Here is a 23,685-nt window from a genome sequence, read left to right on the forward strand (position 1 = left end):
CCATGGATCCCTCCGGCATTTTTTCCACCAGTTATGCACGTGACCGCGCGCTGATCCGCACGCGTGCCCAGTGGGTCGCGCTGGCCCTGTTCATCGGCATTCTGCTGATCTACCCTTGGTTCGCCTCGGCGCGCCTGGTAGCAATAGCCAACCTGATGCTGGTCACCTCCATCGTGGTGGTCGGCCTGCAGATCACCACCGGCTACGCCGGGCAGATCAACCTGGGCCAGGCTGCCTTCATGGGGGTCGGTGCCTACGCCGCCAGCGTGATCGAGGTCAAGGCCGGGCTGCCGTTCTGGGTGGCGGTGCCGGTGGGAGGGCTGGTCGCAGCGCTGGCCGGCTGGCTGTTTGGCTTGACGGCGGCGCGCATCAAGGGCTTTTACCTTGCGCTGACCACCATCGCGGCCCAGTTCATCTTCCACTTCATGGTGCTGAATCTGCCCTCGGACTGGCTCGGCGGCGTCAATGGTTTCAGTCTGCAGCCGGCTCAGGTGGGCGCCTACGTGTTCAACACCGACCGCTCCCTGTACTACCTGTTTCTGGTCGTCACCCTGGTGATGGTATTCGGCGCTTTCGGCATCCTGCGCAGCCGCCACGGGCGCGCCTTCGTCGCCGTGCGCGACGACGATGTGGCTGCCGGCATGATGGGCGTAGACGTGGCTGGCGCCAAATCGCGCGCCTTTGTGCTGGGCGCCTTCTACGCCGGCATTGGCGGCGCCCTTTGGGCCTACCAGGTGCGTTATGTTTCGGTCGATCAGTTCACGCTGTTCAACTCGATCTGGTTCATTGCCATGATGATCGTCGGCGGGCTCGGCTCACTCGTCGGGGCGCTGATCGGCACCGTGCTCATCCGGGGCGTGCAGGAGACCATTACCAGTCTGGGGCCCGATCTGGTCGAGCGCATCCCCAGCCTGAGCAGCGATCTGATCTTCGCCAGCATGAATGTGTTTCTCGGGCTCATCATCACGCTGTTCCTGCTGCTGGAACCGAAAGGCCTGATGCACCGCTGGAACATCCTGAAAGCCAACTATCGGCTCTGGCCGTTTCATCACTGAACCCGTTCACCACGGCGAGTCTCAGTGCCTTTTTACCTTCACCACCACCACTGCCCGGAGACAACCATGCAACGCAACACCTTTCTCAAACTCACAACCGTTCTGGCAACCGGCCTGCTGCTGAACGCGCCGGCCCACGCGCAGACGACAACGATCAACGTCGCCGCCATTGCCGACTTCGCCGGCCCCTACGCCAGCGTCATGCCCCAGATGCAGGGTGGGCGACTCGCCGTGATCGAGTGGTGGAACAAGGAAGTCGGCAGCAAGCTCAATGTACAGATCGCCGTCAAAACGTTTGACACGCGCTACGACGTGGCGCAAACCGCCAGCCTCTGGCCCGGCATCAAGGCCGAACTCAAACCGGTGCTCGTGCTTGGCCTTGGCGGCCCGGATGCTGCTGCGCTGCAGCAGCGCCTGCCGGATGACAAGGTACCCATGCTCATGGGCACCGCCGCCTACGGCTTCGGCTGGAAGCCCGACCAATGGGTTCTGAACCTGCGCCCCACCTACCCCCATGAAGCGGCCGGTTTCCTGGAATGGTTCCGCGCCACCAAACTCCAGGACAAGCGTCCCGTCAAGGTGGCAATCATCACCTCCGAAGCCACACCCGCCTATGCCGACATGGCCAAGGGCCTGCAAAGCTACACCAAGGCCAACCCCGACAAGGCCACCTTCGTCGAGGCCATCTGGACCGAGGTGCAACCGACCGACCTGACACTGCCGGTGCGCCGCCTGGTCAACGCCGGCACCGACGTGATCGTGATCCAGACCAACACCGCCCAGGCCGTGGCCGCCAAACGGGCGTTACAGGCACTGGGTAAAAACGTTCCGATCATGCTGTCGCTGCACAACGGGGTAGTGGGTTCGTCCAAGGCACTTGGCGACCCGAACGGCTTTGCCGACGATTTCGAAGTGGGCGCCATCGCCGATGCCACCGAAGACGACACGGCCGCGCGCAAGTTCTACCGCATGTTGCAGGAAAAGCACGGACTGAAATCGGGCTGGAATGCAATGACCATCATGGGTCTGGGCCAAAGCATTGTGGCCGTGCGCGCGATCGAGGCCACCCTCAAGGCCAAGGGCGCAGGCAAAGTCACCGGCGAAGCCGTGCGTGAGACGCTGCTGGCCAGCCAGTTCACCAGCAACGATCTGATGGGTGTGCTGCCGGGCATGGACTTCAGCAACGACGCCCCCTTCCCGACCGGCACCTCAAAGGTCAACATTGCCACGATGAAGGATGGCAAGGTGGTCCGGGCGGCTGGCGATGTGACCGTGCCCATGGTGAATAAATGGTGAGTACAACCCTTGCTGGCGCACCGGATCAAGGTGCCGCGTCCCATGCCCCCCCGGCGGTGCTGACGCTTTCCAACGTCGAGGTGCTGTATGCCGAGGTGATCCTGGCGCTCAAGGGCGTGTCCATGCAGATTCCCGAAGGCGGCTGCGTTGCGCTGCTGGGCGCCAACGGCGCTGGCAAGAGCACCACGCTCAAGGCCATCTCCGGCGTCATCGACTCGGAAGACGGCCGCGTCTCCGGGGGGGCGATCACCTTCGACGGGAGGCCGATTCAGGGGCACGACCCGGCGACGGTGGTGCGCAGCGGTCTGGTCCATGTCATGGAAGGCCGACGTGTGCTGCAACACATGACGGTCGAGCAAAACCTGATCATCGGCGGCCACATGTTCCCCTCGACGCAGGCCATGCGCCGGGCGATGGACAGCGTCTACCAGGCGATTCCGCGCCTGGCCGAACTGCGCAAGCGTACCGCCGGCTACCTTTCGGGCGGCGAGCAGCAAATGCTTGTGATCGGGCGCGCGATCATGGCCGAGCCGAAACTCATGCTGATCGACGAGCCCTCGCTCGGCTTGGCGCCGCGCATGGTCGAGGACGTCTTCGCCGTGCTGCATCACCTGCGTGAGCAGGGACTGTCGCTCCTGATCGTCGAGCAGAACACCCGCGTGGTCCTCGAGATTGCCGACTACGGTTATGTGATGGAAAGCGGTCGCATCGTGCTTGAAGGCCAGGCCCAGGCGTTGCGCGACAACGAGGACGTACGCGAGTTCTATCTCGGACTGGACCGCGAGGGGGAGCGAAAGAGCTTTCGCGAGGTCAAGCACTACAAGCGGCGAAAGCGCTGGCTGGGGTAACTGACGGCTGGCCTGTGGCTTAAATTCGGTTTCAGGAGTAACGACAAATGAGTGGTCCCCTGCAAGGGTTGAAAGTGATCGAGTTCGGCGGCATCGGCCCCGGACCGTTCTGCGCGATGATGCTGTCCGACATGGGTGCCGACGTGATCCGACTGGACCGCAAGGCCGACAAGGGCAAGGACCGCGGGCAAGGGGCCTTCCTGGCCAGTGGCCGGCGCAGCGTGCTGCACCGCGGACGCCGATCGCTGGCGGTCGACCTGAAGTCGCCCGAGGACGTACAGCGGGTCCTGGCGCTGGTTGATGGCGCGGACGCCATCATCGAGGGCTTCCGCCCGGGCGTGATGGAGCGGCTGGGTCTGGGTCCGGATGCGCTGCTCGCGCGCAACCCGCGCCTGGTGTACGGGCGCATGACCGGCTGGGGCCAGGACGGGCCGCTCGCACAGGCTGCGGGCCATGACATCAACTACATCGCCCTATCGGGCGCGCTCAGCATGATCGGACGCGCAGAAGGTGGGCCGGCGGCACCGCCGGCCATGGTCGGCGACCTTGGCGGCGGTGGCATGATGCTCGCGTTCGGCATCGTTTGCGCCTTGCTCGAAGCGCGCACCTCCGGCCAGGGCCAGGTGGTTGATGCCGCGATCACCGACGGTGCGGCCCTGCTCACCTCGATCGTCTGCGACCTAAAAGCCCTGGGACTTTGGAAAAACGAACGGCAGGCCAACCTTCTGGACGGTGGCTCGCATTTCTACGACACGTACGAGTGCGCGGATGGAAAGTGGATCTCGATTGCCTCGCTGGAGCCGCAGTTCTATTCGCTGCTCCTGGACAAGCTCGGCATCAGCGACCCCAAATTTCAACGGCAACGCGACCCGGCAGCCTGGCCGGCGCTCAAGCGCCAGATCACCGACATCTTCCGCAATCAACCGAGCGCGCACTGGTGTGCCTTGCTAGAAGGGACCGACGTCTGCTTTGCACCGGTGCTGACGCTGGAAGAGGCAGCCCGCCATCCGCACAACGCGGCTCGCGAAACTTTCTTTGAGCGAGACGGCGTCCTGCAGCCTTCGCCGGCCCCGCGATTTAGCCGAACGGCTCCGGATCGACCGCCACCCGCGCCGTTTATCGGGGAACACGACGACACCGAGGCCACTGGCGCGACCTGATGCGATTGGCGATCTCGATCTAGGACTGAGCTAATCTTACTATGTCACAAGAGTAGCCTTGTGCTTACCCTGCCGCAGCAGGGGCACCGCCCCAAACGAGCGATCAGCTGATAGCTCAGCCGATAACGCAGCGTCGTGATCGAGATCATCACGTGGCGCTGCGCGCGCAGGGCTGCCGCGGGGGACGTAATCCTCGGGAAGGGCAGGCATCTGGCGTTCGAGGAAGTTTTTTTTGCCGCCGACAGGCTTGTCGGCGACGAGGCGTTCTGCCATCAGGAATCCGTAGGCCGCGATGCTCAAGGCGGCATGGTGGTGAAACCCCCGCCAGCCTCGCCCTTCGTAGTGCCCGAGGCCGAAGTCCTGTTTCAAATCCTGATAGTTGCGCTCGATGCGCCAGCGCTGGTGGGCGACGCCGACGAGTTCGTCGAGGGTGACGTCCTCGGATAGCGTGGACAGGAAATACTTGCTCGGCTCAGCCTCATGGGCCGGCCACTCGATGAGCAGCCATTGCTCGGGACGCAGGCGCGCCTTGCCGACATTGCCGCCCGCATGGCGCACCCGCACGGCCGCGAAGCGGCCGTTCAGCGGTGCATTGGTTCCCTCGCGCCAAGTAACGCTCCGGAATGCCTGGGCTGGCAGTGACATCGCCAATGCTTTGACGCTGATGGGCTGCAAGGCGGCAGTGCGCCGAGGCACCACAGGTGGGCGGCCCCGGCCGCTGTACGCCGCCAGCGGCTGCAGCCCGGGTGGCCAGACTACGATGGCCGAGGTGATGCCAACCGCATAGAGCAGGCCCATGTCGCTGAGCGCCTGGCGAAAGGCGTTGTCCACACCGTAGCCGGCATCAGCCAGCACGCAGTGGTGCGGCGCGCCCTCCTCGAGCAGCGCGCGTAGTTGCTGCAGCGCGATCTGCGTCTTCGTGGCGAAGCGCACCTCCTCGGGCACGCCGGCCTTGGCACGGCGTTCAGGATCGGCCGCCCAGTCCTCGGGCAGATACAACTGCCAAGCCACGGGCAGGCTGCCCTGATTGCTTGCAAGCGAGATGCTCACGGCCACCTGGCAGTTGTCCTGCTTGCCCAGCACCCCGCAGTACTGACGAGTGACACCGACCGAGTGGCGACCCTTCTTCGGGAATCCAGTGTCGTCGATGATCCACCAGCCGCCCTCACTGAAGTCCATCTTGGGCATCACCCACTGGCACGCGCGACGCAGCATCTGGGTGTCCGACCACTCGGCCTTGGCCACGAAGTGATGCAACGCCTGGTGCCGAGCGCTGGCGTGCATCGGATCCACACGTGCGGCCATGGGCTCCACGCTCTTGCGAGCCAACGGCAGCATCAAGCCGGTGCAGTAGCCACGAAGGCCCGCGTGTCGGTCTGCATGCCCCAGGCCTTTGCTCAGGTGCTCCAGGTAGTGATCGAAGCGCTCGGCTGCATTCATCGATCCTCCGCCACGAAGTCGAGAAGATCGCATTATGCCATTTATGACACAGTAAGACTAAGTAATCGGCCCGCCCGCGCCGCAAATCGTTCCGAAGAAACACCTGGCGTTGGCGCGCGCAATGTGAGAAGGTGGAACGCAGCACCGGCGAAGGCCGACACAGCAATGGTACACATTGCCCGCGACTGAGCTTGGTCATGGGCTGCGTCATCGACATTGGTGAGCCTGTGCCAGGCCTCTTCGGTCTGGCGCAGGCATCCCGTTTGAGAGAGTGATCAAGACGACGTACCCGAGCCGGTGTCACGTTCCACTTCTCATGATGGAGGATGCCATGGCACAACACAAGCGGCCCACCACACAGGCGGCCATCTCTCTGACCCACCCCAACGCCGCCGGTATCGACATCGGCAGCGCCGCGCACTTCGTAGCCGTGCCACCGGACCGCGACGACGAGCCCGTGCGCGAGTTCGCCAGCTTCACCGCCGACCTGCACCGCCTGGCCGACTGGCTCGACGCCTGCGGCGTGGACACCTTGGCCATGGAGTCCACCGGGGTCTACTGGATTCCTCTGTACGAACTGCTCGAATCGCGCGGCTTGACGGTGTTGCTGGTCAACGCGCGCCACGTCAAGAACGTCTCGGGCCGCAAGAGCGATGTGCTGGACTGCCAGTGGCTGCAGCAGCTCATGAGCTTTTGCGCATTCCACTGATGGCGGACAGTGATTCCATTCCCATCGCGGACAGCGTTCCATGCGATGGCGGACACCTTGCGCGGATGTCCTGAGTGACGCCCAAATCGTAGCCGAAGTGTCCGCCATCAGCGTGGAATGGCGTTTGGGCGGGATGGTCAGGCGGCCTTGGCCAGCTTTCTCATCGACTCGCCTTTGAGACCTATCTTGTGCGAGCCGTGCACGATGCGGTCCAGGATGGCATCGGCCAGCGTGGGCTCATCCAGCCAGGCGTGCCAGGCCGTCACCGGCAACTGGCTGGTGATGTGCGTCGAGCGTGAGCCCACCCGGTCGTCCAGCAGTTCAAGCAAGTCGTTTCGCTCATGCGCGGCAATCGGTGCAATGCCAAAGTCGTCCAGGATGAGCAGGTCCAGCCGCGCCAGTTGCGCCAGCCGTTTGCCAAAGCTGCCGTCCCCATGGGCCACATGCAGCTCCTCCAGCAGGCGCGGCGCGCGAGCATAGAGAACAGAGAACCCCAGGCGCGCCGCCTGCTGCCCAAGCGCGCAAGCAAGCCACGTCTTGCCGCAACCGGTGGCGCCGGTGAGCAGCACATTGTGACCATGGCGCAGCCAGTCGCCGCCGGCCAGGCTGGTGATGACCTCCCGGCTCAGGCCCCGACTGCCCCGCCAGTCGATGTCCTCCAGGCACGCGCCGGAGACCTTCAGGCGGGCGGCTTTCAACAGGCGTTCCAGGCGTTTGCTGTCACGCCAGTCCACCTCACGCTGCACCAGCAGGGCCAGGCGTTGTTCAAAGGGCAGCTCGCTGGCGGTGATGTGGATGGCGGCATCGTTCAGGGCGGCCACCATGCCGTCCAGGCGCAGTGCTCGTAGTTGGTTGAGGGTGTGTTCGTTGAGCATGCTTGTTCTTTCTCTATTTCCGTGTCTCAGTGGTAGTAGCCCGGCCCGCGCACGTTCTCGTGCAGCGGCAAGCTGACCTGCATGGGGATGGGGGTGTCCAGCGGACGCTGGTCCAGGCCACAACTCAGGATGGAGGCGACGCTCTTGTAGGACGGCGAGCGAATTGACTGCGCCCGTGCACAGGCCGCCTCCAGCCGTTCTGCCCCGTACTCACGCCCCAGGCGCATGAGGCCCAGGCAGGAGCGGTAGCCCTGCTCGGGGTGCGCTCGGTGCTCCATCTGCCAGCGCACCACGGCGGCGGTGGCAGCACCTATTCGTTCGCCCCAGGCGATGAGCTTGGCCGGCGTCCACTGCAGGTGCGCCCGGTGCGAGGCCGGCATGTGCTCAGGCGTGGTGGTGTGAGCGCCTTTGCGCCCATTGAGCGCGTGGGCGGCCACCCGCTTGTTGCCGTGCAGGACTTCGACGGTGGCGTCCGTGATGCGCAGCTCCACCGTCTGACCCACCAGGGCGTGGGGCACCGAGTAGTAGTGGCCATCGAGCTCGACGTGGTAGTCGATGTTTTCTGTGGTCGACCACAGAAAACATCTTGTGTGGCGTTGCCAGTTCTGTGGTCTTGACGCCGTACAGCGGCCTGTAGCGCGGGCGTGGCCGTCACGATGGCCACAGAACTTCTGGCACGAGCAGCATGGGTCCTCCATCCACTGTTCCAGAAGGGGTCACCTATGTTCGACGAGTTGTTCAAGCGCACCGCCGCCGTTGTGCGCCATACCGCAGCACCGCTCCTTGTGGAGCGACTCCTGTACCTGGAGCATCTGCGCGACGTCGGGTCCGCACACAAGACGTTGATCCGATACGCGGACGGCATGCTGTGCATTGGGGAGATGCTGCGGTGGACGTTGCCGAATCCGATCACGACAGAGCAAGTCGAAGCAGCGGTGGATCGATGGATCACCCGCCGACACAGCCGCAAGATCCCCGGACATGCGACCAAGATTGCCTTGCGGTGCACCGCGCGGGGCTGGTTTCGCTTCCTTGGACTCCTGCAGGCGAACGTTGACAACCATCCGGGCAGTGAACAGATCGAAGCCTACGCGCGCTTCATGCTCGAGGAGCGCAACCTCTCTCCGGTCACAGTTCGTGCCCGCTGCGGGCACGCCGCAGAGTTCCTTCGGCTACTCGCAGAACAGGGACGCGACGTGGTCGGGTTCGGCTGGCGCGACGTGGATCAGATCCTGGTCTTCAAAGGCCGCCAGGAAGGCCTGACCCGCTCCTCCATGCAGACGTACACCTATGACTTGCGCAACTTCGTCCGCTTTCTCGAAGATCGCCATCATTGCCTGCCCGGCCTGGCCGCAGCGATTCGACCGGGGCGCGTTTACCAAGGTGAGCAACTTCCCATGGGTCCGTCCTGGGATGTGGTCTGCCGCCTGCTGGACGCGATGCAGGGAGAGACCGACAGCGTGGTCCGTGATCGCGCCATCATGATGCTTTTCGCTCTGTACGGTCTGCGCGCGTCCGAAGTCCAGCGGCTGTCGTTGGATGACTTCGATTGGGAGAACGCCATCATTCGGGTCCATCGCTCCAAACAGTGCGCGCGTGTCGAGTGTTATCCGCTGGCGCACCCTACAGCGCAGGCGCTTGCCACGTACATACGGTCCGTCCGACCGAAGACAGATCGGCGCGAAGTCTTCCTGCAGATGCGCGCGCCATACCTGCCATTGAGCACGAGTGCATTGTGGCAAGTGGTCAGCCGGCGCCTGAGGCCGATGGATCCTGGTCTCAGACACCATGGTCCCCATGCGTTGCGACACGCCTGCGCGACCCGCCTGCTGGCGCGCGGGATGAGCATGAAGGAGATCGGGGACTTCCTCGGCCACCGCCATCCTTCCACCACTGCGGTGTACGCGAAGGTCGACCTCCATGGCCTGCGCCGTGTCGCAGACGTCGATCTGAGGAGATTCCTGTGAAGCTCGCCGACGCCCAAGCTCTGTACATCCAACAGCTCCAAGCCCGTGGCTGTGCCGGCACCAGCATCGCTGGTGTGCTGCGCATGTTCGCCAAGTCGATTGGTGGCGAACGCGAGTTGGAGACGATCCTGACCTCCGAGGTGAGAACCTTTCTCGACGGAACCCGACCACTGACACGGTACTGGCACCGCAAGCATTCGGCCTTGCTGGGCTTCTTTCGCTTCGCCTTCGTCCGGTCCATGGTGGCGCACATGCCGCTGCCTATGCACACCCCGCGGTGTCGCCAGGTCTTTCGGCCTTACATCTACACCGATGACGATGTCGCTCGGTTGATCGGCGCCATCGACTCCCTTCGGACATCGCGCATCGAACGGTACAGTCTTCGCACCTTGCTTGTGCTCTTGCTGGGAACCGGATTGAGGCTCAGCGAAGCGCTGCATCTGACCCTGGCCGATGTCGATCTGGAGCAGAACCTGCTGATCGTGCGCGAGAGCAAGTTCTACAAGACGCGCTTGGTCCCGATCGGACCTGATCTGGTTCGAATCTTGTGCACTTATGTCGATGCGCTGCACCCATCGCGCGGCGCCGATCCGGCCTCGCCGCTGCTCGTGTGCAGAGACGGCGAACCACTCACAGGAAGCGGCACACGCCGGGCGTTCGCCAGGCTTCGGTCCATGACTGGTCTGCGGCGCAACGACGACCTGCCCAATCTGCCTCGGCTGCACGACTTTCGGGCGAGCTTTGCCGTTCGCCGATTGACGGCCTGGTACAGGGAGGGTGCCGATGTCCAGAAGCTGCTGCCGCTGCTGTCGACGTATCTCGGCCACGTCAGCATCGCAGCCACCCAGGTCTATTTGCCGTTGACGCCGGAGTTGCTCGTCGAGGCCTCTGCGCGGTTCGAGCGCTACGCGACGCTGCAGGGCGATCAGCCATGAACACCGCGAACCAACTCGGCCCCTGGGTCAAACGCTTCCTGGCGGAGTACTTGGTGACCGTCAGAACAGTGGCCAGAAGCACCCAGCTCAGCTACCGGGACACGCTGGCCAAGCTTCTTCGCTTCGCAGCTCGCGCGACGCACAAACGTGTGGACCAGCTGAGCGTGGATGATCTCAGTCGCGAGATGCTCACCGCGTTCTTGCCGTCGACGACGACTACCAAGGGCGTCGGTGCGAGGACCATCAATCAACGGCTGGCCGCGTTGCACATGTTCGCGCGTTTCGTGGGTGAGTACGGGCCGGAACACCTGCAATGGTCCGCAAGCGTGCTTGCGATCCCTTTCAGGAAGTTTGCCAGCCCTCAGATCGCGTACCTGGAGAAGCCGGAGATGGATGCCCTGCTGGCCGCGGCAGATGCGCACACGCCCCAGGGCATGCGTGACCATGCCTTGCTTCTGTTCCTCTACAACACGGGCGCTCGCGCTGACGAGGCAGCGCACGTCAAGATCGGGAGCGTGCAGCTTGCGCAGTCTGACGGGGCGCGCAATGCGTTCGTCTCACTGCATGGCAAAGGCGGCAAGATCAGGCTCTGCCCGCTGTGGCCCCAAACGGCCCGTGAACTGGCCTCCTTGATCGCGGGGCGCCCGTCCACCGAGCCGGTGTTCCTCAACCGTTGCGGCCGACCGATGACACGGTTTGGTGTCCATGACTTGGTGGCGCGATATGCGCGCCGGATTTCGGAGAAGTTTCCTGCCATCAAGGCCAAACGCGTCAGCCCTCACACCATCCGGCACACTACAGCGACCTACCTGCTGCGTGCCGGCGTCGACATCAACACCATCCGCGCATGGCTGGGGCATGTCTCGCTGAGTACGACAAACATCTACGCGCAGATCGATCTGGAAGTGAAGTCTCGCGCAGTGGCCCAGTTGGAGCCCTCGGGCAAGGCAACCCGGCGACGAATCGAACCCGACTTGATGCAGTTCCTGCGCTCGCTGTAGCCCAAAGTTCTGTGGCCATCAAGGCAGCTACGCCCGCGCTACAGGCCGCTGTACGGCGTCAAGGCCACAGAACTGGCAACGCCACACAAGATGTTGACCCGGGCACTCTTGAACCGTGCAATCGCCATGCGCGTGACCGGCAGTGGGCGCAGGACTGGCCGGTCGAGCTCGGCAAAAGCGCTGGCCCGGTTACCGGGCAGCTTCTTGAACGGGCGCTGATTCAAGTCGGCCAGCAAGGCGGCAATCGCCCGGTTGAGCGCGGCCAGGCCGAAGAAGGTCTGGTGGCGCAGCCTCGCCAGAATCCAGCGCTCGACCACCTGCACGCCCACCTCCACCTTGGGCTTGTCGCGTGGCTTGGCTGGGCGCGCGGGCATGACGGGCAGGCCGTAATGGGCGGAGAGTTCTTCGAGCAGGCGGTGCGAGGTCGGCTCGTAGCGGTCAGGACGGGCCATCAAGGCACGCGGCTGGTCGGGCACCAGCAAGCGGGGCACGCCGCCGATGAACTCCAGCGCAGCCATGATGCCGGCCACCCAGTCGGTGGCTTTCTGGCTGGCGGTGGCGCACGCATAGGTGTAGTTCGAGGCGCCCAGCACCGCCACAAATATCTGGGCCTGCGTTATCTCGCCGGTGCTGGCGTCCACGATGGGCACTGTCTGACCGGCGTAGTCCACAAAGAGCTTGTCGCCGGCCTCATGGGTCTGGCGCATGGAGCGCTTCAATCGCCGGGACCAGGCTTGGTACTTCTCGCAGAAGGCGCTGTACTTGTAGGCCTGACCGGCGTGCTGCTGTTGATATTCCTCCCACAGCAGTTGCAGTGTGACGCCGGGGCGGCGCAGCTCAATGTGAATGCGGGCGCAGTCGGGCTCGAGGTGGCGCGACGCGCGGGGCACCGGTGGCTTGTAGAGCCGGGCCTGGAGTTCTTCGTCGCTCAAGGTCTGGGCCAGCGCCCAGTCCACGTCGGCCACGCGCGCGTAGCTGGCGATTTCGCTGACAGTGGATTTGGAGATGCCGAGAGCGGCGCCGATTTGGCGGGTGCTCAAGGCACCGCCGTGCAGCAGTTGCAGTGTGTGTCGTATCTTGCTCATGGTGACCCTGGGTGTGGGCATCGCTGGTTCCGGTCAAAAAACCGGGCAGCGTATGCCGCGTTCGGGTCACTCAGAACACCCCTCAGGTGTCCGCCATCAGTTTGGAATGCTGTCCGCCTTCACCGTGGAACGGTGTCCGCCATCCCGCTGGAACACTGTCCGCCATCAGCGTGGAATCGTGTCCGCCATGGCGTGGAATACGCAAGCTTTGGCCTGCTGCGCGGCGCCTTCCGCCCGGCTGAGCAGGTTTGCGTGCTGCGCTGTCTCTCCCGCCAACGCGCCATGCTGCTGCGCAGCCAGGGCCGCTTCGTGCAGCACATGCAAAAGGCCCTGACGCAGATGAACATCCAGCTGGCCAACGTCATCGCAGACGTGGCCGGCGAGAGCGGCCAGAAGATCCTGCACGCCATCGTCGCCGGTGAGCGCGATGGGCAGGCCCTGGCCAAGCTCAGGAACGCGCGCATCCGCGCCAGCGAGGAACAGATCGCCAGGAGCCTGCAAGGTAGCTGGCGCGCCGAGCACCTCTTTGCCTTGAGGCAGGCGCTGGACGCGTTTGACTTCTGTGGCACCCAGCTGACCGAGTGCGACGCGCAGATTCAGGCGCAGTTGCAGGCCCTGCATGTGCGAGAGGACGAACCGGCTCAAGGCAAGAAGCGCGGGCGCGCCCGCAATGCCCCGAAGTTCGATCTGCGCACCCAGCTCTTCCAGATGTGCGGCGTGGACCTCACGCGCATCGACGGCATCGATGTGATCACCGCGCTGGTGGTGGTCTCCGAGGTGGGCGCGGACATGGGCAAGTTCCCCAGCGACAAACACTTCGCCTCCTGGCTGGGCCTGTGTCCGGGCACCAAGATCACCGGAGGCAAGGTCATGAGCGGCAAGACCAAGCGCTGCGCCAACCGTGCGGCCCAAGCGCTGCGTCTGGCGGCAGCGGTCTTGCGCTCGAGCCACTCGGCGCCGGGGGCTTATTACCGGCGTATGTGCGCACGCATGGACAAGCCCAAGGCCGTGACAGCAGCGGCACACAAGCTGGCCCGACTGATCTACGCCATGCTCACCCACGGTCAGGAATACACCGACCGAGGGCAGGACTACTTCGAGGAGCGCTACCGCCAACGGGTCTTGCACAACCTCGCCCAGAAGGCCAAGGCCATGGGCATGCAGCTCGTCCCTTCCGACAACCCCGCTTGAAAACACCAGGAAAATCAATCAGCTATCTGGTGTTTCTTGAGAGGTCCCTCTCTTCTTCGCTGACGCTGCAGCATAAGTGCAGCCACGAAGCCGACCGGCAAACTGCTCTACACAATCAACTCCAGTTCCTTGACAACGCTCCCATCTCCCGCCTCGCAGTCCATCAGGAACTGCATCCAGGTCAGCAGCGCCTGCCGACGCTCCGGGTAGTAGGTGTGCTGGTCGTAGATGCCCTCCACGCCCGTGAGCTTGTGGTTCAGGCACATCTCGGAGATATCTCTGGGAACACCGAGTGCGCGCATGTGGGACTTCATCGTGCTGCGCAGGTCATGCGGCGTGAAGCGGCGCACTTGGGGCTTGTACTGCTTGATCCAGTAGTCGATCGACTCGCGCACGGTGTCCTTGCTCAGATGGGTGTCGCCTCCGTTTCGCTCAGTACGGCTGTGCGCCCTCGCCGGCAAAACATAGGCCGACCGGAAGGCGAACGTACGCAGTTCCTTGAACCAATCGATGAGCTCCGGGGCGAGCGGCACATCCATGGCCGGCCCGGTTTTGCTCGCGGGAATGTGCCAACGGGCCTCGTCGAGATGCACGTCCTTCCACTTGGCCGTGAAGAGTTCTGCTCCTCGCACGCCCGTTGCCAGCAGGATGCGGATTGCGAGTGTGTTTGGTCGGCGCATCGGCGCGTTAAGCAGCAGGTGCAGTTCCTCGCGGGTCAGCATCAAGCGTTTGCGAACCGGTGGTCTGGGGCCCAGCAGAGCACTGATCATGATGCCCACACAGGGGTTGGCGTTGACGAGGCGCTTGCCGCAGGCATGGGTGAACAGGCACTTGGCCGTGATGTGCAGGAGGCTCGACTCACCCCAGGTGAGCTTGCTGTCGTCGATCAGTGCCACGATGTCGCTGGACTCGACTTCACGCACGCTGAGCGAGCCAAACCGGTTTTCGATGCGCTTGAGGTGGCGTGAGTAGCAGACCCGTGTGCTCTTGGCCAACGTGACGAGTACCTTCTGGCGATAGTCCTGGATCAGTTGACGGACCGTCCAGTCCTTCGCCAATGCTGCCTTGGCCTTGATCCGCTCGGCCATCGGGTTCTTGCCTTGTGCGATCTCGGCCCGCTTGACCAGGGCCATCGTCCGCGCTTCGGACAGACCGATGGCCGGATAGGGCCCAAGGGTCATCTCGGGTCGTCGTGTGCCGTGTCGGTATCGCAGTACCCACGCCGCATTGCCTGCGGCCGACAACGTGAAGATCAGCCCCCCGCCGTCGCTCATCGATAGCGGCTTGCCCGCTTTGATCCATTGCCTGAGCTGTAGGTCAGAAAGCAGCCCGCCTTTGCTTGCCATGTTCGTTCTCCTAGTGCCGACGGGCTTGGCCGGATCGTCCGGCTGGTCACCCATCAGGTCACCCAATTTTGTTGAAACAGGGTGGCACTCCGTGACACTAAAAGACAGCTTACCTACCGAAAACTCCTTACAGAACAATCACTTATACATGGCAACTGAAACGGAGTGGCACCCCGTGAGTCGTCAAAGCAGGACGATGTCGTACTGCTCCTGGGTCATCGAACTCTCGGCCTGCAGAGAGATGGGCTTGCCGATGAAGTCCGAAAGACCCGCCAGGTGCTGCCCCTCCTCGTCCAGAAAAAGCTCGATCACCCGGGGTGAAGCCACCACCCGGAACTCGCGTGGGCTGAAGGCACGCGCCTCGCGCAGGATTTCGCGCAGGATGTCGTAGCAGACGCTGCGCGCAGTTTTCACCACACCCTTGCCATCGCAGGACGGGCACGGCTCGCTGAGCATGTGGGCCAGGGACTCGCGGGTGCGCTTGCGGGTCATCTCCACCAGGCCGAGCTGCGAAAAGCCGCCGGTCATGGTCTTGACGCGGTCTCGCGACAACTGTTTGCGGAACTCGGTCAGCACGGCGTCGCGGTGGTCTTCGCGCACCATGTCGATGAAGTCCACGATGACGATGCCGCCCAGATTGCGCAGCCGCAGCTGGCGCGCGATGGCCTGCGCGGCCTCCAGATTGGTGCGGAAGACGGTGTCGTCGAAATTCCGGGCCCCGACGAACCCGCCCGTGTTCACGTCGACCGTGGTCAGCGCTTCGGTCTGGTCGATCACCAGATAACCACCAGACTTGAGGTCGACCCGGCGACTGAGCGCGCGCGTTATCTCCTCGTCGATGTTGAACAGGTCGAAGATCGGTCGCTCGCCGGTGTAGAGCTGCAGCTTGCTGGCGGTGTCGGGCATGAATTCCGCGGCGAAGGACTGCAGCAGCCCGAACTGCTCGCGGGAATCGATGCGGATCGAGTGCGTCTGCGCGCCCACCAGGTCTCGCAACACCCGCTGCATCAGGTTGAGGTCCACATGCAGCACGGTGGCCGCAGGCTGGCGCGAGGCCGCATCCTTGATGCGCTGCCAGGTCTTGCGCAGGTAGGCGATGTCTTCGCCCAGTTCCTCGTCGCTGGCGTCCTCGGCATTGGTGCGCAGGATGAAGCCACCGGCCGCGCTGCCGTCGGGCATGGCCGTCAGCGCGAGCAGGCGCTGGCGCAGGGAATCGCGCTGGGCCGAGGGAATCTTCTGCGACACGCCGATGTGGTTGTCCTGCGGCAGGAACACCAGCAGCCGGCCCGCGATGCTGATCTGCGCGGTCAGGCGGGCGCCCTTGGTCCCGATCGGGTCCTTCAGGACCTGGACCATCAGCGCCTGTCCCTCGAAGATCTGCCGCTCGATCGGTTGCACCGGGTCAGGGGTCAGCACGCGGTTGGCGCCGCCGTTGGGGGCCTCGGACCCCGGCTGGGCGGCGGCACGCTCGCGCGGCGCCGCGTGCTTGGCGTTGATGTTGGGCATCAGGTCAGCGACGTGCAGGAAGGCCGCACGGTCCAGGCCAATGTCGATGAAGGCCGATTGCATGCCCGGCAGCACGCGGGACACCTTGCCCAGGTAGATGTTCCCCACGAGGCCGCGCTCCAGCGTGCGTTCGAGGTGCACTTCCTGCACCGCGCCCTGCTCCACCACCGCCACGCGGGTTTCCTGGGGTGCCCAGTTGATCAGGATGTCCTGGCTCATCGATGCCTCGTGATTGTGTTCAGGGTTCAGCAGGCCAGCCGCACGCCCGCAGACCGCAGGAGTTGCGCGGTTTCATGGGCCGGCAAACCCATGATGCCCGAGTAACTGCCGCTGATGTGCCGGATGTGCAGGGCCGCCGCGCCCTGGATGGCATAGGCACCAGCCTTGCCCATGGGCTCGCCGCTGTCCACGTAGCGCCGGATGTCCGCGCCGCTCCACGGGTCGAACTCGACCTGCGAGGTGGACAGCGCCGCCCACTGGCGGCCCGGACCCCGGACCCCGGGTCGCGCCACCGCCACCGCCGTCAGCACGCGATGGCGACGGCCGGACAGATCGGACAGCATGCGCCGGGCCTCGGCGGCGTCGGCAGGCTTGCCCAGAATGCGGCGCCCGAGCGTCACGGTGGTGTCTGCGCACAGCACCGGCGCCAGCAGCCATCCCCTGCGCCGAAGCCGGTCAACGGACGCCTCCAGCTTCAGAGCGGTGACCCGCTGCACGTAGGCGGCAGGCGCCTCGCCGGGTTTCACCGCCTCCAGGGCCTCGACATCCTCGTCGGCATCGGGCAACAGCAGCTCGCAGCGCACACCCCACTGTTCAAGCAACTGCTTGCGGCGGGGGCTCTGGGAAGCCAGGTAGATGAAGTCACTCACGGCGGATCATTCCCGGTGGTAAGGGTGGTTGGCGTTGATCGACCATGCGCGATAGAGCTGCTCGATCAGCAGCACCCGGACCATGGCGTGGGGCAGCGTCATGTCCGACAGGCGGATGCGCTGGTGGGCCGCCTCCCGAAACGCCGGTTCGAGACCGTCCGGCCCACCGATCACCAGCGCCACATCGTCGCCACCGAGCTGCCAGGCCTTGAGCTGCTGGGCCAACGCCTTGGTGGTCAGCTGCGCCCCACGCTCGTCGAGCACCACCACGCGGCAGCCCTTGGGCAGCGCGGCCACGATGCGCTCACGCTCGGCAGCCATGACGGTTTCCACCGTCTTGGCGCCACGCGGCTCGGTTTTTACGGTCTTGAGTTCCACCCGGAGTTCGGGCGGAAAGCGTTTGGCGTAGTCGTCGTAGGCGGTCTGGGCCCAGTCGGGCATGCGCTGCCCGACCGCGACGATCACCAGCTTCATGCCTTCTTCTTGGGCGCGGCCTTTTTCGCGGCGGCGGGTTTCTTCGCCGCCGGCTTGGGCTTGTTCACGACCAGCTTGGGCAGCACCGCTTTGGGTTGGGCCGTCTTGGCCGAGCCAGCGGTCTTGCGTGTCGCCTTGGCCGCGGGTGTCTTGACGGCTGCAGTCTTGGCTGTGGCCTTCTTGGCAGGCGCTTTCGCGGGTGCCGCCGCAGCAGCGGCCGCCTTGGCTTGCTTGCGGGCCACGGACTTGGCGTCCACCGGCTTGACCTCTTTCTCGACGCCCTTGCGGGTGGTCTTGCCCGCCGGCTTGGCGGCCGCGCGCGCCTCGGCGGCCTTCTCGGCAGCACTCTTGAGTCGTACCGGCTTCTGGCCCCAGATCTCTTCCAGGCGGTAGTACTGCCGGATCACCGGTTGCATCACATGGGCGACCGCCTGACCGCAGTCGATGATGATCCACTCACCGTTGTCCTCGCCCTCGATGCGGGGTTTGTCGAAGCCGGCCTCCCGCACAGCGTCGCGAACGCTGGACGCAAGCGCCTTGGTCTGCCGGTTGGAGGTGCCGCTGGCGATGATCACGCGTTCGAACAGCGGGGACAGCGTTTCGGTATTGAAGACCACGATGTCCTGGCCCTTGACGTCCTCCAGACCGTCGACGATGGCACGCTGGAGTTTCTGGATGTCTTTTTTGGCGGTGGTTTCGCTGGTCATGAAGGCTGCTGGTAAAGGGAATGGGTGGAAATATAGCCGGCGACGGCTTCGGGCACCAGCGCGGCCAGTTCCTGGGGCGCCGCGCCGGCAGACGCCATCGAGCGGAGGGCGGTGGAGCTGATGGGCGAAAGCGGCAACGGAAGCCGAAGGTGGGGCACGGGCGGGTCGTCGCTGGCATCACCAGATACGCGGGTCGCAGGAGACGGGAAGCCGGGACGTCCCGCCACCACCAGCCGCGCCAGGTCAAGCACCTCTGGCCAGCGCTTCCAGGTCCTGAATGCGGCCAGCTGGTCTTCGCCGATGATCAGGAACAGCTCGGCACCCGGATATTCACGCGCCAGTTCGTTCAGGGTGTCGATGGTGTACGAGTCGCCCGGGCGATCGATTTCGCGGCGGTCCACGCACACGCGCCCCAGGTCGCCAAAGGCCAGCTCACACATGGCCAGCCGGTGCTCCGCCGGGCTGAGCGCGCGCGCCTTGTGCCAGGCACGCCCGGTGGGCAGGATGTGCAGGCGGTCGAGCCGCAGCACATCCAGCGCAGACTCCACCAACAGTCGGTGCGCACGGTGCGGCGGATCGAATGCGCCGCCGAACAGGCCGACCCTTCGTACGGGCACCGTCCGGTCGTTCGACCGCCCAGAAGACATCAAACCCAGTCCTTGCGCACCAGGAAGTCGCTGTAGAGCTGTGCCTCGTGGGAGCCGGGCGCTTCCTGGCGCTGGTAGGACCAGCTCACCAGGGGGGGCATGGACAACAGGATGGACTCGCTGCGCCCGCCAGATTGCAAGCCGAAGTGGGTGCCACGGTCCCAGACCAGGTTGAATTCCACATAGCGGCCACGGCGGTAGAGCTGGAACTCCCGCTCACGCTCACCAGAAGGAAGCGTCTTGCGACGGTCCACGATGGGCAGGTAAGCGTCCAGGAAGGCATCGCCCACCGATCGCATCATGGCGAAACTGCCCTCGAAGCCCAGCTCCGAGAAGTCGTCGAAGAACACGCCACCGATGCCACGCTGCTCGTCGCGGTGCTTCAGGTAGAAGTACTCGTCGCACCACTTTTTGAAGCGAGGGTATTTGTCGACACCAAACGGGTCCAGCGCGGCCTTGCAGGTGCGGTGGAAGTGTTCGGCGTCCTCCTCGAAACCGTAGTACGGCGTCAGGTCCATGCCCCCGCCGAACCAGCACACCGGTTGCCCGCCCTTCGGCGTGGCAGCGATCATGCGAACGTTCATGTGGACCGTCGGCACCATGGGGTTGCGCGGGTGGAACACCAGCGAGACGCCCATGGCCTCGAAAGGCGCCCCCGAGAGTTCCGGCCGGTGCTGGGTGGCCGAGGGCGGCAGGGCGGGCCCCGTCACATGCGAAAAACCACACCCTGCCCGCTCGAACACGGCGCCGTCTTCGAGGATCTGGGTGATGCCACTGCCCTGCAGGCGCTCGCCCGCCGGTTTTTTCCAGTGGTCCACGACGAAGCTCCCGCCATCCACCACGGCAATGGTGGACGTGATGCGGTCCTGGAGGTTGACGAGGTAGTCGCGGACCCTCTGGGTGGGATTTTTCATGGTCAGAGCGCCCGATAACCGATGTCGCGGCGGCACTGCATGCCGTCGAAGCGGATGCCATCGACCACGCCGTAGGCCTTCTGCTGCGCGGCGGCCACCGTGTCGGCCAGCGCCGTCACGCACAGCACGCGGCCGCCCGAGACCACCACCTGACCGTTGGCATCGGCCGTTCCGGCGTGAAACACCATGCGGTCGGCCTCGTCGGCTGGCAGGCCACTGATGGCGTCGCCCTTGCGCGGGTTCATGGGGTAACCGGCGGCGGCCAGCACCACGCCCAGCGCCACGCGCGGGTCCCAGTCCAGCGTCACCTGGTCCAGCTCGGCGCGGGTGGCCGAGAGCAGCACCTGGGCCAGGTTGGAACGCAGCCGCATCATGATCGGCTGGGTCTCCGGGTCGCCCATGCGGCAGTTGAATTCGAGCGTCTTCACACGGCCATCGGGCGTGATCATCAGGCCGGCGTACAGGAAACCGGTGTAAGGAATGCCGTCGGCCGCCATCCCACGCAGCGTGGGCAGGATCACCTCGTCCATGGCGCGCTGGTGCACCGCGGGCGTCACCACCGGCGCAGGCGAATAGGCGCCCATACCGCCGGTGTTCGGACCCTGGTCGGCGTCCAGCAGGCGCTTGTGGTCCTGGCTGGTGGCCAGCGCCAGCGCGTTCACTCCGTCGCACAGCACGATGAAGCTGGCCTCTTCGCCTTCGAGGAACTCCTCAATCACCACGCGAGCGCCGCCTTCGTTGTGCGCCACGCCCAACTTGTTGTCCAGCAGCATGAAGTCGATGGCCTCGTGCGCTTCGACCAGCGACATCGCCACCACCACGCCCTTGCCCGCTGCCAGCCCGTCGGCCTTGATCACGATGGGCGCGCCCTTGGCGTCCACATAGGCATGGGCCTGCGCCGCGTCGGTGAAGGTCTGGTACTCGGCCGTGGGAATGCCATGGCGCTGCATGAAGGCCTTGCTGAAGGCCTTGGAGCTTTCGAGTTGCGCGGCCTTCTGCGTCGGACCGAAGATGGCCAGACCATGGGCACGGAACTCGTCCACCACACCGGCCGCCAGCGGCGCCTCGGGGCCGACCACGGTCAGGCCGATGCCGTTGGCCTGCGCCCATTCGCGCAGCGCCACCTTGTCGGTGATGGGCAGGTTCGTCAGCTGCACATCGCGCGCGGTGCCCGCATTGCCCGGTGCGACAAACACCTGCTCCACGCCTTCAGACTGCTTGAGCTTCCACGCCAGCGCGTGCTCGCGGCCACCGCCGCCAATCACCAGGACTTTCATTCGTTGATCTCGGCGTTGTGGAACACGTCCTGCACATCGTCCAGGTCTTCGATGACATCCAGCAGCTTCTGCATGCGGGCGGCGTCGTCGCCGGTCAGCTCGATGGTGTTTTCGGGCCGCATGGTCACCTCGGCCACTTCGGGCTTGAGGCCAGCCGCTTCCAGCGCGTTCTTCACCGCTTCGAAGTCGGTGTAGGCGGTCAGCACCTCGATGGCGCCATCGTCGTCGGTGATCACGTCTTCAGCCCCGGCTTCCAGCGCCACTTCCATGACCTTGTCTTCGCTCGTGCCGGGCGCAAAGATGATCTGACCGCAGTGCTTGAACTGAAAGGCCACCGAACCTTCGGTGCCCAGGTTGCCACCGTACTTGCTGAACGCGTGGCGGATCTCGGCCACGGTGCGCACCTTGTTGTCGGTCATGGTGTCGACGATGATGGCGGCGCCACCGATGCCGTAGCCCTCGTAGCGGATCTCTTCCAGCGCCTGGCCTTCGAGGTTGCCCGAAGCCTTGTCGACGTTGTACTTGATGCGGTCGGCCGGCATGTTGGCCGCCTTGGCCTTGTCAATCGCCAGCCGCAGGCGCGGGTTCATGGCCGGGTCGCCACCGCCCGTGCGGGCTGCGACCGTGATCTCTCGGATCACGCGCGTCCAGATCTTTCCCCGCTTCTCATCCTGCCGGCCCTTGCGGTGTTGAATGTTGGCCCATTTGCTGTGTCCAGCCACGAGAGAGTCCTTTTTTCTGACCAGAATTTGGTGTAATAACTCTCGATTTTACGACCCACCCTCTCCTCTCTCTGCAAGGATGCCCGACATGGCCGAACCGATGCTGATCGCCCAGAACGCCAGTACACAGTGCCACCTGCTGCCCGGTCTGGCCAACCGCCACGGGCTGATCACCGGCGCCACCGGTACCGGCAAGACGGTGACACTGCAGACCCTGGCCGAACAGTTCTCCAACATCGGCGTGCCGGTGTTCATGGCCGACGTCAAGGGCGACCTCACCGGCATCAGCCAGACCGGCAACCTGCCCGACAAAGTCCGCAAGATCCTGGCCGACCGGGGCCTCACCCCCACCCCACCGCAAGCCTGCCCCACCACGCTGTGGGACGTGTTCGGCGAGCAGGGCCATCCGGTGCGGGCCACCGTGTCCGACATGGGCCCACTGCTGCTCTCGCGCATGCTGGACCTCAACGAAACCCAGGCCGGCGTTCTCAACCTGGTGTTCAAGATCGCGGACGACAACGGCCTGCTGCTGCTGGACATGAAAGACCTGCGCGCCATGCTCCAGCATGTGGGAGACAACGCCAAGCAGTTCACCACCGAGTACGGCAACATCAGCGCCGCCAGCATCGGCGCCATCCAGCGCGGCTTGCTGCAGATCGAGCAGCAAGGCGGCGACAAGTTCTTTGGCGAGCCCATGCTCGACATCAGCGACTTCATGCAGACCGTGGGTGGCAAGGGCGTGATCAACGTGCTGACCGCCGACAAGCTGCTGAACGCGCCGCGCCTGTACGCCACCTTCCTGCTGTGGATGCTGTCGGAGCTGTTCGAGAGCCTGCCCGAGATCGGCGACCCCGAGAAACCCAAGCTGGTGTTCTTCTTCGACGAAGCCCACCTGCTGTTCGACGAAGCGCCCAAGATCCTGGTCGAGCGCATCGAACTGGTGGTGCGCCTGGTGCGTTCCAAAGGCGTCGGCGTGTATTTCGTGACGCAGAACCCGCTGGACATCCCGGATTCCGTGCTCGGGCAGTTGGGCAACCGCGTGCAGCACGCGCTGCGCGCCTTCACCCCGCGCGACCAGAAGGCCGTCAAGGCGACCGCCGAGACCATGCGCCCAAAAGCCGGACTGGACATCGAAGCCGCCATCACCGAGCTGGCGGTGGGCGAGGCGCTGGTCAGCCTGCTCGACAGCAAAGGACGCCCGAGCGAGACGGAGCGCGTGTTCGTGCTGCCCCCGGGCAGCCAGCTCGGGCCCATCACCCCCGAACAGCGCAAAGCGCTGCTCCAGGGTTCGCTGGTGGCCGGCGTGTACGAGAAGGTGGTGGACCGCGAAAGCGCCTATGAGATGTTCCGCAAGCATGCGGGTGCCGCAGACGATGCCGACGCCGCACCGCAAGATGCACCCAAGACCCCTCGCATCCCCGGCGCTGCAGGCAAGAAAGCCGAAGCGGAAAGCGGCGGCATCGGCGGCATGCTGAACGAAGCGCTGTTTGGTCGGACCGGCCCGCGCGGTGGACAGTACGACGGCATCGTCCAGACCATGGCCAAGACCGCCGCCCGCAGCGTGGCCAGCGGCATCGGTCGCCAGATCGTGCGCGGCGTGCTGGGCAGTCTGCTCGGCGGCAAGCGCTGAACCTTCAAACCATTCGCCAAGGACCTTACAT

The 23,685-nt window shown here is 64.7% G+C and carries 20 protein-coding genes and 3 pseudogenes; 10 read left to right on the forward strand and 13 right to left on the reverse strand.

Going from position 1 to position 23,685, the window contains the following annotated elements:
• Positions 1–2: 2 nt before the first annotated feature.
• The 4 genes from HPF_RS13365 to HPF_RS13380 all read left to right on the forward strand — a co-directional run bounded on the left by HPF_RS13365 (position 3) and on the right by HPF_RS13380 (position 4,359).
• Positions 3–1,055 carry a branched-chain amino acid ABC transporter permease gene (locus HPF_RS13365; protein ID WP_060985447.1) on the forward strand — a complete coding sequence of 351 codons (1,053 nt, stop codon included), beginning with the start codon at positions 3–5 and terminating at the stop codon, positions 1,053–1,055.
• A gap of 66 nt (positions 1,056–1,121) precedes the next feature.
• The gene (locus HPF_RS13370) at positions 1,122–2,351 is read left to right on the forward strand and encodes an ABC transporter substrate-binding protein (RefSeq protein ID WP_060985446.1); all 1,230 of its coding nucleotides are present in this window, start codon (positions 1,122–1,124) and stop codon (positions 2,349–2,351) included.
• The gene (locus tag HPF_RS13375) at positions 2,345–3,199 is read left to right on the forward strand and encodes an ABC transporter ATP-binding protein (RefSeq protein WP_133156855.1); all 855 of its coding nucleotides are present in this window, start codon (positions 2,345–2,347) and stop codon (positions 3,197–3,199) included. The genes HPF_RS13370 and HPF_RS13375 overlap by 7 nt, the downstream gene beginning before the upstream one ends.
• Positions 3,200–3,246: 47 nt before the next feature.
• Positions 3,247–4,359 (forward strand): CaiB/BaiF CoA transferase family protein, encoded by a 1,113-nt coding sequence (locus tag HPF_RS13380; RefSeq protein ID WP_060985444.1) that lies wholly within the window; start codon positions 3,247–3,249, stop codon positions 4,357–4,359.
• Between the two features lie 39 nt (positions 4,360–4,398).
• Here the strand turns inward: HPF_RS13380 and HPF_RS13385 are convergent, their stop codons facing one another.
• Positions 4,399–5,799: an IS701 family transposase gene (locus tag HPF_RS13385; RefSeq protein WP_060985443.1), complete on the reverse strand. Its 1,401-nt coding sequence runs from the start codon at positions 5,797–5,799 to the stop codon at positions 4,399–4,401.
• Positions 5,800–6,130: 331 nt separating this feature from the next.
• Here HPF_RS13385 and HPF_RS13390 point away from each other — a divergent pair.
• A pseudogene (locus tag HPF_RS13390) lies at positions 6,131–6,493 on the forward strand (IS110 family transposase); the annotation flags it as partial.
• Positions 6,494–6,645: 152 nt separating this feature from the next.
• On the opposite strand, the gene istB reads toward HPF_RS13390, so the two are convergent.
• Together istB and HPF_RS13400 are read right to left on the reverse strand one after the other, a co-directional pair.
• Positions 6,646–7,383, reverse strand: coding sequence for an IS21-like element helper ATPase IstB (istB, locus tag HPF_RS13395; protein ID WP_060985442.1), 738 nt, complete (start codon positions 7,381–7,383; stop codon positions 6,646–6,648).
• Between the two features lie 26 nt (positions 7,384–7,409).
• Positions 7,410–7,943 (reverse strand): annotated as a pseudogene (locus tag HPF_RS13400) (Mu transposase domain-containing protein); the annotation flags it as partial.
• Positions 7,944–8,105: 162 nt separating this feature from the next.
• Here HPF_RS13400 and HPF_RS13405 point away from each other — a divergent pair.
• Genes HPF_RS13405 through HPF_RS13415 form a run of 3 tightly spaced genes read left to right on the forward strand, consistent with a single transcriptional unit; the run spans position 8,106 to position 11,286 of the window.
• Entirely contained in the window at positions 8,106–9,350 is a 1,245-nt protein-coding gene (locus HPF_RS13405; RefSeq protein WP_060985441.1) for a tyrosine-type recombinase/integrase, read from the forward strand.
• Positions 9,347–10,285, forward strand: a complete 939-nt coding sequence (locus HPF_RS13410; protein WP_060985440.1) for a tyrosine-type recombinase/integrase — start codon at positions 9,347–9,349, stop codon at positions 10,283–10,285. Before HPF_RS13405 ends, HPF_RS13410 begins: the two co-directional genes overlap by 4 nt.
• Positions 10,282–11,286, forward strand: coding sequence for a tyrosine-type recombinase/integrase (locus HPF_RS13415; RefSeq protein ID WP_060985439.1), 1,005 nt, complete (start codon positions 10,282–10,284; stop codon positions 11,284–11,286). Before HPF_RS13410 ends, HPF_RS13415 begins: the two co-directional genes overlap by 4 nt.
• Positions 11,287–11,324: 38 nt before the next feature.
• On the opposite strand, the gene istA is transcribed toward HPF_RS13415, so the two are convergent.
• Positions 11,325–12,371 (reverse strand): IS21 family transposase, encoded by a 1,047-nt coding sequence (gene istA, locus HPF_RS13420; protein WP_424955174.1) that lies wholly within the window; start codon positions 12,369–12,371, stop codon positions 11,325–11,327.
• A 204-nt stretch (positions 12,372–12,575) separates the two neighbouring features.
• Here istA and HPF_RS13425 point away from each other — a divergent pair.
• Positions 12,576–13,562: pseudogene (locus HPF_RS13425) on the forward strand (IS110 family RNA-guided transposase); the annotation flags it as partial.
• Between the two features lie 107 nt (positions 13,563–13,669).
• On the opposite strand, the gene HPF_RS13430 reads toward HPF_RS13425, so the two are convergent.
• The 9 genes from HPF_RS13430 to HPF_RS13470 all read right to left on the reverse strand — a co-directional run bounded on the left by HPF_RS13430 (position 13,670) and on the right by HPF_RS13470 (position 22,024).
• Complete coding sequence (locus HPF_RS13430; protein WP_060987550.1) at positions 13,670–14,908, reverse strand: tyrosine-type recombinase/integrase; 1,239 nt, start codon at positions 14,906–14,908, stop codon at positions 13,670–13,672.
• 183 nt (positions 14,909–15,091) lie between these two features.
• On the reverse strand, positions 15,092–16,633 hold the full coding sequence (rng, locus tag HPF_RS13435; protein WP_133156857.1) for a ribonuclease G: 1,542 nt from the start codon (positions 16,631–16,633) through the stop codon (positions 15,092–15,094).
• A gap of 26 nt (positions 16,634–16,659) precedes the next feature.
• Positions 16,660–17,283 carry a Maf family protein gene (locus tag HPF_RS13440; protein WP_079365799.1) on the reverse strand — a complete coding sequence of 208 codons (624 nt, stop codon included), beginning with the start codon at positions 17,281–17,283 and terminating at the stop codon, positions 16,660–16,662.
• A gap of 6 nt (positions 17,284–17,289) precedes the next feature.
• Positions 17,290–17,757 (reverse strand): 23S rRNA (pseudouridine(1915)-N(3))-methyltransferase RlmH, encoded by a 468-nt coding sequence (gene rlmH / locus HPF_RS13445; protein WP_079365798.1) that lies wholly within the window; start codon positions 17,755–17,757, stop codon positions 17,290–17,292.
• Positions 17,754–18,464, reverse strand: coding sequence for a ribosome silencing factor (gene rsfS / locus HPF_RS13450; protein WP_066151008.1), 711 nt, complete (start codon positions 18,462–18,464; stop codon positions 17,754–17,756). Before rsfS ends, rlmH begins: the two co-directional genes overlap by 4 nt.
• On the reverse strand, positions 18,461–19,111 hold the full coding sequence (nadD, locus tag HPF_RS13455) for a nicotinate (nicotinamide) nucleotide adenylyltransferase (RefSeq protein ID WP_133156858.1): 651 nt from the start codon (positions 19,109–19,111) through the stop codon (positions 18,461–18,463). The genes rsfS and nadD overlap by 4 nt, the downstream gene beginning before the upstream one ends.
• A complete protein-coding gene (hemF, locus tag HPF_RS13460) occupies positions 19,111–20,025 on the reverse strand; it encodes an oxygen-dependent coproporphyrinogen oxidase (RefSeq protein WP_133156859.1) in 915 nt (304 codons plus the stop codon). The genes nadD and hemF overlap by 1 nt, the downstream gene beginning before the upstream one ends.
• Positions 20,026–20,027: 2 nt before the next feature.
• Positions 20,028–21,302 carry a phosphoribosylamine--glycine ligase gene (purD, locus tag HPF_RS13465; RefSeq protein ID WP_066151016.1) on the reverse strand — a complete coding sequence of 425 codons (1,275 nt, stop codon included), beginning with the start codon at positions 21,300–21,302 and terminating at the stop codon, positions 20,028–20,030.
• Complete coding sequence (locus HPF_RS13470) at positions 21,299–22,024, reverse strand: YebC/PmpR family DNA-binding transcriptional regulator (protein ID WP_066151019.1); 726 nt, start codon at positions 22,022–22,024, stop codon at positions 21,299–21,301. Before HPF_RS13470 ends, purD begins: the two co-directional genes overlap by 4 nt.
• 88 nt (positions 22,025–22,112) lie before the next feature.
• Between HPF_RS13470 and HPF_RS13475 the strand changes: the two genes are divergently transcribed.
• Complete coding sequence (locus HPF_RS13475; RefSeq protein ID WP_066151774.1) at positions 22,113–23,654, forward strand: helicase HerA-like C-terminal domain-containing protein; 1,542 nt, start codon at positions 22,113–22,115, stop codon at positions 23,652–23,654.
• Positions 23,655–23,685: the final 31 nt, after the last annotated feature.

The organism is Hydrogenophaga pseudoflava (assembly GCF_004353865.1).
In the GTDB taxonomy this organism is placed as follows: Bacteria; Pseudomonadota; Gammaproteobacteria; order Burkholderiales; family Burkholderiaceae_C; genus Hydrogenophaga; species Hydrogenophaga pseudoflava.

Coding starts and splice junctions, on each gene's coding strand:
- HPF_RS13415 (WP_060985439.1), top strand. CDS start 10,282: ATGAACACCGCGAACCAACTCGGCCCCTGGGTCAAACGCTTCCTGGCG.
- HPF_RS13365 (WP_060985447.1), top strand. CDS start 3: ATGGATCCCTCCGGCATTTTTTCCACCAGTTATGCACGTGACCGCGCG.
- purD (WP_066151016.1), bottom strand. CDS start 21,302: ATGAAAGTCCTGGTGATTGGCGGCGGTGGCCGCGAGCACGCGCTGGCG.
- istB (WP_060985442.1), bottom strand. CDS start 7,383: ATGCTCAACGAACACACCCTCAACCAACTACGAGCACTGCGCCTGGAC.
- rng (WP_133156857.1), bottom strand. CDS start 16,633: ATGAGCCAGGACATCCTGATCAACTGGGCACCCCAGGAAACCCGCGTG.
- HPF_RS13430 (WP_060987550.1), bottom strand. CDS start 14,908: ATGGCAAGCAAAGGCGGGCTGCTTTCTGACCTACAGCTCAGGCAATGG.
- HPF_RS13380 (WP_060985444.1), top strand. CDS start 3,247: ATGAGTGGTCCCCTGCAAGGGTTGAAAGTGATCGAGTTCGGCGGCATC.
- hemF (WP_133156859.1), bottom strand. CDS start 20,025: ATGAAAAATCCCACCCAGAGGGTCCGCGACTACCTCGTCAACCTCCAG.
- HPF_RS13405 (WP_060985441.1), top strand. CDS start 8,106: ATGTTCGACGAGTTGTTCAAGCGCACCGCCGCCGTTGTGCGCCATACC.
- nadD (WP_133156858.1), bottom strand. CDS start 19,111: ATGTCTTCTGGGCGGTCGAACGACCGGACGGTGCCCGTACGAAGGGTC.
- HPF_RS13385 (WP_060985443.1), bottom strand. CDS start 5,799: ATGAATGCAGCCGAGCGCTTCGATCACTACCTGGAGCACCTGAGCAAA.
- HPF_RS13475 (WP_066151774.1), top strand. CDS start 22,113: ATGGCCGAACCGATGCTGATCGCCCAGAACGCCAGTACACAGTGCCAC.
- HPF_RS13370 (WP_060985446.1), top strand. CDS start 1,122: ATGCAACGCAACACCTTTCTCAAACTCACAACCGTTCTGGCAACCGGC.
- istA (WP_424955174.1), bottom strand. CDS start 12,371: ATGAGCAAGATACGACACACACTGCAACTGCTGCACGGCGGTGCCTTG.
- HPF_RS13375 (WP_133156855.1), top strand. CDS start 2,345: ATGGTGAGTACAACCCTTGCTGGCGCACCGGATCAAGGTGCCGCGTCC.
- rsfS (WP_066151008.1), bottom strand. CDS start 18,464: ATGACCAGCGAAACCACCGCCAAAAAAGACATCCAGAAACTCCAGCGT.
- rlmH (WP_079365798.1), bottom strand. CDS start 17,757: ATGAAGCTGGTGATCGTCGCGGTCGGGCAGCGCATGCCCGACTGGGCC.